Here is an 8,223-nt window from a genome sequence, read left to right as displayed (position 1 = left end):
CGCGGGCCGAATGGCCCGCGGCGGTTTTGTCGGTGAGGTGGGCTATCTGGAACGTTACGACGTGATCAGTCGATAGCTGACGCTGACATCATCCAATGCCTGGCGATACTCCCCCGCAAGCCCGCTATCGATCAGCACCAGGTCGAATTCGGTAAGATCGGCCAGCCGGTGCAGGGCGCTGCGGCCGAACTTGGCGCTGTGGACGAGCAGGATGCGCCGTTCGGCGGCCGCCATCTGGGCACGTTTGATCTGTGTCACCGCCGGGTCCTGTACGTAAGCCGTGGTACCGAGAATGGCGGATGCGGAGAGCACCGCGACGTTGGCACGCAGGCTGGCGATCGTCTGCTCGCAGAGCAGGCCGAAGGTGGCGTTGAAGCGTGGCTGGTATTCGCCGCCGAGGGTGATCAGTTTGATGCCGTTGGCTGATCTGAGCGGCTCGATGCTCTCCAGTCCGTTGGTGATGACGGTCAGGGGCTTACGGCTCGGCAGCAGGGCGGCGAGCGCCGCCGCCGTGGTCGAGTCATCCAGCACGACCGACTCGCCCTCATGAATTTCCGCCAGTGCCGCCTGAGCCAGGGCGTGCTTCTCGGCGACCGCGATGTGACGGCGCAGGCTGAAATTGCTCTCGAAGATACTGGAGGCGCGCGTGGTCGCGCCGCCGTGCTGCTTCTGGACCATGCCCTGTGCCACGAGCTCATCGAGGTCGCGATGGATGGTCATGCGGCTGACCTGGAAACGTGATGCCAGCTCGTCGACCTGGGCCGATCCGGCCTGGATCAGGTGATCGAGCATCGCCTGGCGGCGCGCGCGGGCGCCTCTGGGGGCGGTCGTACCGCCGGTCTCGGGATGAGTCATCTAGGCCCTTGTTGAGCGGTAGACATTCTGGGGTTCACGCCGTTGGTGGCACGGCGGTGGTCAGGCCATCGTCAGCACGACCTTGATCGAGTCGCGGCGGGCGGCGACCTCGAAGCCACGCTCGAACTCGGCCAGTGGCACATGATGCGTGACGAGGCCGCGCGTCGTCACCAATCCGCGCGCCAGCAGGTCGATCGCTACCGGGTAAGTGTGCGGCGAGAGGTGCGAACCGCGGATATCGAGCTCCTTGCGGTCGCCGATGGTCGACCAGTCGACGCTGGTTGGTTCCTTGAAGACGCTGAATTCGACGAAGCGCCCGAGCTTGCGCAGGGACTCGAGCCCCTGGATCACGCCGCTCGGCGAACCGGTGGCATCGATATAGACATCGCAGCCGTAGCCAGCGGTCAGCGCGCGGATCTCCCTGGCGATATCGTCGCGGTGCGGGTTGAAGCCGTGGTCGGCGCCGAACTCACGAGCCAGTGTCAGGCGATCGTCATGGGTGTCGACGAGAATCAGCCGCTTCGGCGTCTTGAGCCTGGCGAGCTGGACCATCGCCAGGCCGATCGGCCCGCCACCGGCGATCACGACCGTATCGTCGAACTGGATCTCGGCGCGATTGACGGCATGGATGCCGCAGGCCAGCGGCTCGAGGAACGCCGCGTCGTCGAGTGAAAGCCTCGGGTCGACCGGGTGCAGGATGGCGTTGGCAGGCACGCGTAGATAATCGGCCATGCCGCCATCGGCGACCCCACCCTGAAAGCCGAAGATGTTGTGCACCTCGCACATCCAGTAATGGCCACGACGGCAGTAGAGGCATTTGCCGCAGGGCAGTATCTGCTCCGGCACGACGCGCATGCCAAGCTCCACGCCGAAGTGTTCCGCGGCGCCGTCGCCCAGAGCCGCGACCTCGCCTGCAAACTCGTGACCGACGATCATCGGTGGTTTCACGAAGGGCGCAAAGCGCTCGCCGTCACCCCAGTACATGGCGGCCCCGTCACGACACTTGAGGTCGCTGCCGCAGATGCCGCAAGCATGGACCTTCAGTATCAGCTCGTTCGGTCCCGGGTTGGGCGTCGGTACCGAGGCCAGTCGATAGTCGTTCGGCCCATGGCAGACGACCGCCTGCATGGTATCGGGTAGGGGAACGGTCGCCGTCATGGTCTCTCCTTGCGAGCCGCTACGCTCGCGTCACAGTGTCGTCGTGTCCGAGTTTCTTCATGCAGGGATAACATTTTGACGTTATATGGCGCGCTATGACTTTGGTATCGAGGTCTGGGGCGATTGATGAAATAAATTTAAAGTCCTTTAAAAACAAGGTTTTTCATTACACCCGTTTGCCGATGTTGCACCAATGTCTAGGGCTCTTTTATCACACTTCGATGTTAGAAATGGCAGGGCGGGGACGCCAGGACAGACAGAAAGGTCGACGGTGAGGGTCGAGATAAGCTCGGCCGTCTCTATCGGATCGGAGGAGAACCATGTCGGGTGGATATCTACTGGGGTTGGATGGCGGTTCCAGCTCGACCAAGGCGGTGATCTTCGACGAGCGCGGCCGTGTGGCGGGAGTCGGTCGTGAGTGTGTGGCGCTCGAACATCCGCAGGCGCACCGGGTCGAGCGAGACATGGCTCAGGTCTGGCAGAGTGCCGCCGAGGCGATCCGTCGGGCGCTGAAAGACGCGGGACTTGGCGGCGGCGATATCGTCGCGGTCGGCGTGACAGGCCACGGCGATGGGCTCTATCCGGTCGATCGTCAGGGCCAGCCGCTGGGTCGCGCGGTGACCTCGCTCGACAGTCGTGCCGCAGGTGTCGTCGAGCGTTGGCGTCAGTCAGGCGTGCAGGATCAGGCACTGGCGCACCTGGGCCAGGTGCCGTTTGCCTTCTCCCCCGTGTCGCTGCTGGCGTGGATGCAGGCCCGGCAGCCGGAGCGCTACGCCGCGCTAGGTCACCCGCTGAGTTGCAAGGACTGGCTGCGCCTGAAGTTGACCGGTGAGGTTACGACCGACTTCACCGAAGCGAGTACCGGCTATACCGATGTGACGTCGCAGCGCTACAGCCGCGAAGGCCTGGCCTTGCTGGGCATCGAGTCCGTCTTCCCGGCGCTGCCGGCGGTGCGGCTGCCAGAGGAGATTGCCGGATACGTGACGCCGGAGGCAGCAGCGATGACCGGCCTGGTGGCTGGCACGCCGGTGGCGACCGGACTGCATGACGTGACCGCCAGCGCAGTGGGATTGGGCAACGTCGAAGCAAACATGCTCACCATTGCAGCGGGCACTTTCAGTATCAATGAAGTGTTCTCGGCGTCGCCGCATCCGGATGCACGCTGGGCGACCCGCAATGGCCTGAGGCCCGGGCAGTGGATGAACATGGCCATCTCGCCGGCGTCGTCGAGCAATCTCGAGTGGTTTCACCGCCAGTGGGGGCAACCCGGTGACGGTGGCACGGCGGCATTTTTGGCCGACATGGAGTCTGCGCTGGACGAGGCCTTCGCCAGTCATTCTCGACTGATCTACCACCCCTTTCTCTACGGTTCGCCCTATGCGGCGCCAGCCAGCGCCGGGCTGTTCGGCTTGCAGGGCTGGCACGAGCGCGGGCATGTGCTGCGCGCGATTCTCGAAGGCGTGGTATTCAACCATCGCGTGCACGTCGATGCGCTGGCCTCGCGCTTTACGATCCGCCGCACGCGAATCACCGGCGGTGGCAGTCATTCGCCGCGGCTCGCACAGCTCTTCGCCGATATCCTGGGGCGCGAGGTCGAGACGAGCGCCACGCAAGAGGCTGCGGCCTGGGGCGCGGCGATCTGTGCCGGCGTGGCGTCGGGCGTCTTCGAATCCATCGACGCCGCCGCGACGACATGCGAGATCGACCATCGTTACCCACCGCAGACCGGGAACCAGCGTGAGTGCCAGCGCCGTTTCGAGCGCTATCAGCGATCGATCGACGCGCTCAGCTCGCTGTGGGACGAACTCAACGTCAAGGCAGACGCCACCCTGTCCGCAGAGGCATCGACGGCCGAGACATCGAGCGTCGAGAAATCGTCCTCGGTCGGCGCGTCGGACAGCCGCCTTGCCCACGATACGCTTTCCGCAAAGGAGTCGAAGCGCCTATGAGCGACCAAGGTGTAGCAAACTCGGCCGCCGCACGGCGGGAAACGATCGCGCGGCTGGTGGCTAATCCGACGGTGGACGTATTGATCGTCGGCGCTGGCATCAACGGCGCCGGTGTGTTCCGTGATCTGGCGCTGCAGGGCGTCGACGTGCTGATCGTCGACAAGCAGGACTTCTGTGCCGGGGCGAGCGCCGCGCCATCGAGGTTGATCCATGGCGGTCTCAAATATCTGGAGACCGGCGAGTTTCGTCTGGTGGCCCAGTCCACGCGCGAGCGCAATCTGCTGTTGCGCAATGCCCCGCACGTCGTCCATCCGCTCAGAACGGCGATGCCGACCCATAGCTGGTGGGGGGGGATCTGGCCGTCGATTCGGCGCTTCTTTCGTCAGCCGGCGAAGATCGATGACCGCGGCGTGCTGATCAGCGAGCTCGGGCTCACGCTCTACGACTTCTTCGGTCGCCATTTTCGCAGCATGCCGCGTCACTCTGTGATGTTCGGCCGCCGTGTCCGCGCGTCTCTGCCGGATATCCGCGGCGACGTGAAAGCGCTGCATACCTATTTCGATGCGGCAATCACACAGGCGGAGCGACTCGGCTTCGAGCTGATCGACGAGGGCTGCCGCGCGCATCGCGGTGCGATGGGGCTCAACCATGTCGACCTGGTCGGCGCCGACGATGCGTCGGTGAACTTCGAGGACCAGAAAGGCAACGCCTTTACCGTGCGTCCCCGGATCGTCATCAACGCCGGCGGCGCCTGGATCGACGAGATCAACCGAACGCTCGGCGTCGAAACGGCCCATATCGGCGGTACCAAAGGTGGGCACTTGATCGTCGACGTGCCGGCAATCCGACGCCAGCTCGACGGCCGCATGATCTATTTCGGAACGCCCGATGGGCGCATCTGTCTGATCTACCCCTTCATGGAGCATGTGCTGGTCGGCGCGACCGACATTCGCTGCACGGATCCGGATCAAGCCATCTGCGACGACGACGAGCGCGACTACATGCTCGAAGCAGTGCGCTATCTCTTTCCCAAGGTGGAGATCGGCCCCGAACGCGTGCGCTATCGCTATAGCGGCGTCAGGCCGCTGCCGCGCAGCGATGCCGACGACCCCGGTCAGATCAGCCGCGACCATGCCATCGTCGAGAACCGGCTGGGGGAGCTGCCGCTGCTGTCACTGGTCGGCGGCAAGTGGACGACGTTTCGCGGGTTCGCCGAAGAGGTGGCCGACAGCGTGCTAGGACGACTCGGTCGCCGCCGCGAGCTGAGCACCGAGCAGCTGGCGATTGGCGGCGGCCGTGACTATCCCCACGGCGATCATGACCGACACGCCTGGCTTTCGCGCGTGGCGGCGTGCTGTCAGGGCGACCGGCGTCTGGCGGCGCGCTGGCTTGCGCGCTACGGCAGTCATGGCGAGACCGTCGCGGCGTACTGCCAGGGCGTCGAGGACGGTCTGGAGCCGCTGCAGACGCTGCCGGACTTCACCCTCGGCGAGATCGACAGAGTCTGTCGCAGCGAACGGGTCGAGCATCTCGACGACCTGCTGTTCCGCCGTCTGCCCATCGCGCTTTCCGCGCGACTCGATCGCGCCACGATCGAGGAGACCGCGACGATCTGCGCCGCGGCGCTGGGCTGGTCGGACGAACGTCGACGTGCAGAGACAGCGCGGGTGGCAACGCTGGCGGCGGACCGTCACGGCGTCCGTCTGGACGATAGCGGCAGCGCGATGGCCGGGAATGGAGAGCCGGCATGACGCGATCGACACACGATAAGGGCGCCTGCGCGCTGCGCGTTGGCCGGCTCTTTCGACGCGAGACGGGATTGAGCTGCATGGTGGCGTTCGACCGCACGCTGCTGGCGGGGCCGATGGAACGTGCCATCGATGCGCGTCGAACCGTCGAATCTATCGTCGCGGCGCGCCCGGAGGCGGTGCTGTTGTCGCCGGGCTTACTCAAGCGCTGCGGCGATCTCTTCGCCTTTCGCGGCGCGCCCGCCGTGGTGGTGCGAATCGACTATCCGATGGTTGGCGACTTCACGCTCGGCGGTGCCGAACAGCATCGGCTGATTGCGACGCCGGCCGAGGCGCAGGCGCTAGGCGCCGATGCCGTCGTCATGTGCCTGATCTCCGGCTACGACGATCCGCGACTCGAAGCCGATAACGTCGAAGCCGTGGCGCGCACGGCGCGTCAGTGCGAAGCCTTGGGCCTGCCACTGATCGTCGAGGCGGTGGTCTGGGGCGCGAGGGAGTCGGTCGAACTCGATGCCGGGCGCATTGCGCGGGTCTCGCGCATCGCGGCGGAGCTGGGTGCCGACCTGATCAAGACGCAGTTTACGGGCTGTCGAGAGCAGATGCGTGCACTGGTCGAGAGCGTACCGGTGCCGGTGCTCGTGTTGGGTGGTGCGGCGATGAACGACGCCGCCGCGCTCGAGCGCTTCACGCGGGAGGCGCTCGAGGGTGGCGCGCGTGGTGTCATCTTCGGTCGCAACGCCTGGCAGCGCGAGGCGGTGACGCTCGGTATCGAACAGCTCATCGATATCGTTCACGGGCCCGGGCCATAGGGCGGTGAAAGAGGGCGGTGAAAGAGGGCAGTAGAAGAGGGTTGTGGAAGAGCGCGGTGGAGAAAGATAGGCAGCTAGCGATTCAGTGTGTAGACTTTTGTCCCCTTGCCACGAGCCATTCGCGCATCGTTGCCGCCTGACTTTGGGCGTGCCTGGGTCTCTCGCTCGAGTCTTGCTCGGGCCATGTTTCAGGCCTGACCGATCGGGCGATGAATGCCATACTCGCGACAGGGATGTCGAGCGTCGCTTTGCCGCTCAGGCTCCGCCCGAAAACTTGTCCGGAGCAGCTTGCGCCGCCCGGACAGCTCCGCGCCAACGCGTCCTTCGGTCGACGTTTCCAGGCGGACGGTTTTCAGACGAAGCCTGTGGCGAGCGCGCCGCGCAAGAAGCCAGCGGCACCGTTTGCGTGCCGCCCACAGTGAACGAAGGGAACACCGTACGCATGAGCGAATACTCTCTATTTACCTCCGAATCCGTCTCCGAAGGGCACCCGGACAAGATCGCCGACCAGATCTCCGATGCCGTGCTCGATGCGATCATCGCGCGTGACAAGCAGGCTCGCGTGGCGTGCGAGACGCTGGTCAAGACCGGTGTCGCCATCGTCGCCGGCGAGATCTCGACGAGCGCGTGGGTCGATCTGGAAGACCTGGTGCGCCAGGTGATACTGGAGATCGGCTACACCTCCTCGGACGTGGGTTTCGACGGCGAAACCTGCGGCGTCATCAACCTGATCGGCAAGCAGAGCGTGGATATCGCTCAGGGCGTCGACCGTACCAAGCCGGAAGATCAGGGCGCCGGCGACCAGGGGCTGATGTTCGGCTACGCCACCAACGAGACCGACTCCTACATGCCGGCGCCGATTCACTACTCGCACCGTCTGGTCGAGCGGCAGGCCGAGCTGCGCAAGAACGGCACCCTGGGCTGGCTGCGCCCGGACGCCAAGAGCCAGATCACCTTCACCTACGGTGACGACGGCAAGCCGACCGGCGTCGATGCGGTGGTCCTCTCTACCCAGCACGATCCCGACATTTCCCAGGAAGAGCTGCGCAAGGCGGTCGAAGAGCTGATCATCCGCGACGTGCTGCCGGCGGAGTGGATTCACGACAAGACGCGTTTCCATATCAACCCGACCGGCAAGTTCGTGATCGGCGGTCCGGTCGGCGACTGCGGCCTGACCGGACGCAAGATCATCGTCGATACCTACGGCGGCATGGCGCGTCACGGTGGCGGTGCCTTCTCCGGCAAGGACCCGTCCAAGGTCGACCGCAGCGCGGCCTATGCCGGTCGCTACGTGGCCAAGAACGTGGTCGCGGCCGGGCTCGCCGACAAGTGCGAGATTCAGGTCTCCTATGCCATCGGCGTGGCTGAACCGACCTCGGTTTCGATCAATACCTTCGGCACCGGCAGGATCGCCGAGGAGAAGATCATCGAGCTGGTGCGCGAGCACTTCGATCTGCGCCCGTATGCCATCACACGCATGCTCGATCTGCTGCACCCGATGTATCAGCTCACCGCGGCCTACGGCCACTTCGGACGCGAACCGTTCGAGTCGAGCTATACCTGGACCGACGTCAATGGCGAAACCCAGACCGAAACCTTCACCGCCTTCCCGTGGGAGAAGACGGACAAGGCCGAGGCTTTGAAGGCCGCTGCCGGTCTTTGATCGCGCGTCCGGCGCCGTCTGCAACGAACCCGCTCCGGCGG

6 protein-coding genes are annotated in these 8,223 nt (G+C 65.0%); 4 read left to right on the top strand and 2 right to left on the bottom strand.

All coding sequences use genetic code 11. From position 1 onward, the window contains the following. Nucleotides 1-54 precede the first annotated feature (54 nt). Together IE125_RS16820 and IE125_RS16815 are read right to left on the bottom strand one after the other, a co-directional pair. Entirely contained in the window at nt 55-855 is an 801-nt protein-coding gene (locus IE125_RS16820) for a DeoR/GlpR family DNA-binding transcription regulator (RefSeq protein WP_189445845.1), read from the bottom strand. Between the two features lie 60 nt (nt 856-915). Beyond that, nucleotides 916-2,013, bottom strand: coding sequence for an alcohol dehydrogenase catalytic domain-containing protein (locus tag IE125_RS16815; protein WP_189445844.1), 1,098 nt, complete (start codon nt 2,011-2,013; stop codon nt 916-918). A gap of 320 nt (nt 2,014-2,333) precedes the next feature. On the opposite strand from IE125_RS16815, the gene IE125_RS16810 reads away from it, so the two are divergent. The 4 genes from IE125_RS16810 to metK all read left to right on the top strand — a co-directional run bounded on the left by IE125_RS16810 (nt 2,334) and on the right by metK (nt 8,182). Beyond that, entirely contained in the window at nt 2,334-3,962 is a 1,629-nt protein-coding gene (locus tag IE125_RS16810; protein WP_189445843.1) for an FGGY-family carbohydrate kinase, read from the top strand. After that, nucleotides 3,959-5,713 (top strand): glycerol-3-phosphate dehydrogenase/oxidase, encoded by a 1,755-nt coding sequence (locus tag IE125_RS16805; RefSeq protein ID WP_189445842.1) that lies wholly within the window; start codon nt 3,959-3,961, stop codon nt 5,711-5,713. Before IE125_RS16810 ends, IE125_RS16805 begins: the two co-directional genes overlap by 4 nt. Continuing rightward, complete coding sequence (locus tag IE125_RS16800) at nt 5,710-6,519, top strand: class I fructose-bisphosphate aldolase (protein WP_189445841.1); 810 nt, start codon at nt 5,710-5,712, stop codon at nt 6,517-6,519. The genes IE125_RS16805 and IE125_RS16800 overlap by 4 nt, the downstream gene beginning before the upstream one ends. Before the next feature lie 442 nt (nt 6,520-6,961). After that, nucleotides 6,962-8,182, top strand: a complete 1,221-nt coding sequence (gene metK, locus IE125_RS16795) for a methionine adenosyltransferase (RefSeq protein WP_189445840.1) — start codon at nt 6,962-6,964, stop codon at nt 8,180-8,182. Nucleotides 8,183-8,223 lie beyond the last annotated feature (41 nt).

This window comes from Salinicola rhizosphaerae (assembly GCF_014652715.1).
Classification (GTDB): domain Bacteria; phylum Pseudomonadota; class Gammaproteobacteria; order Pseudomonadales; family Halomonadaceae; genus Salinicola; species Salinicola rhizosphaerae.
The sequence above is the reverse complement of the archived record's forward strand: the minus strand, read 5'-3'. Positions and strand labels throughout refer to the sequence as shown.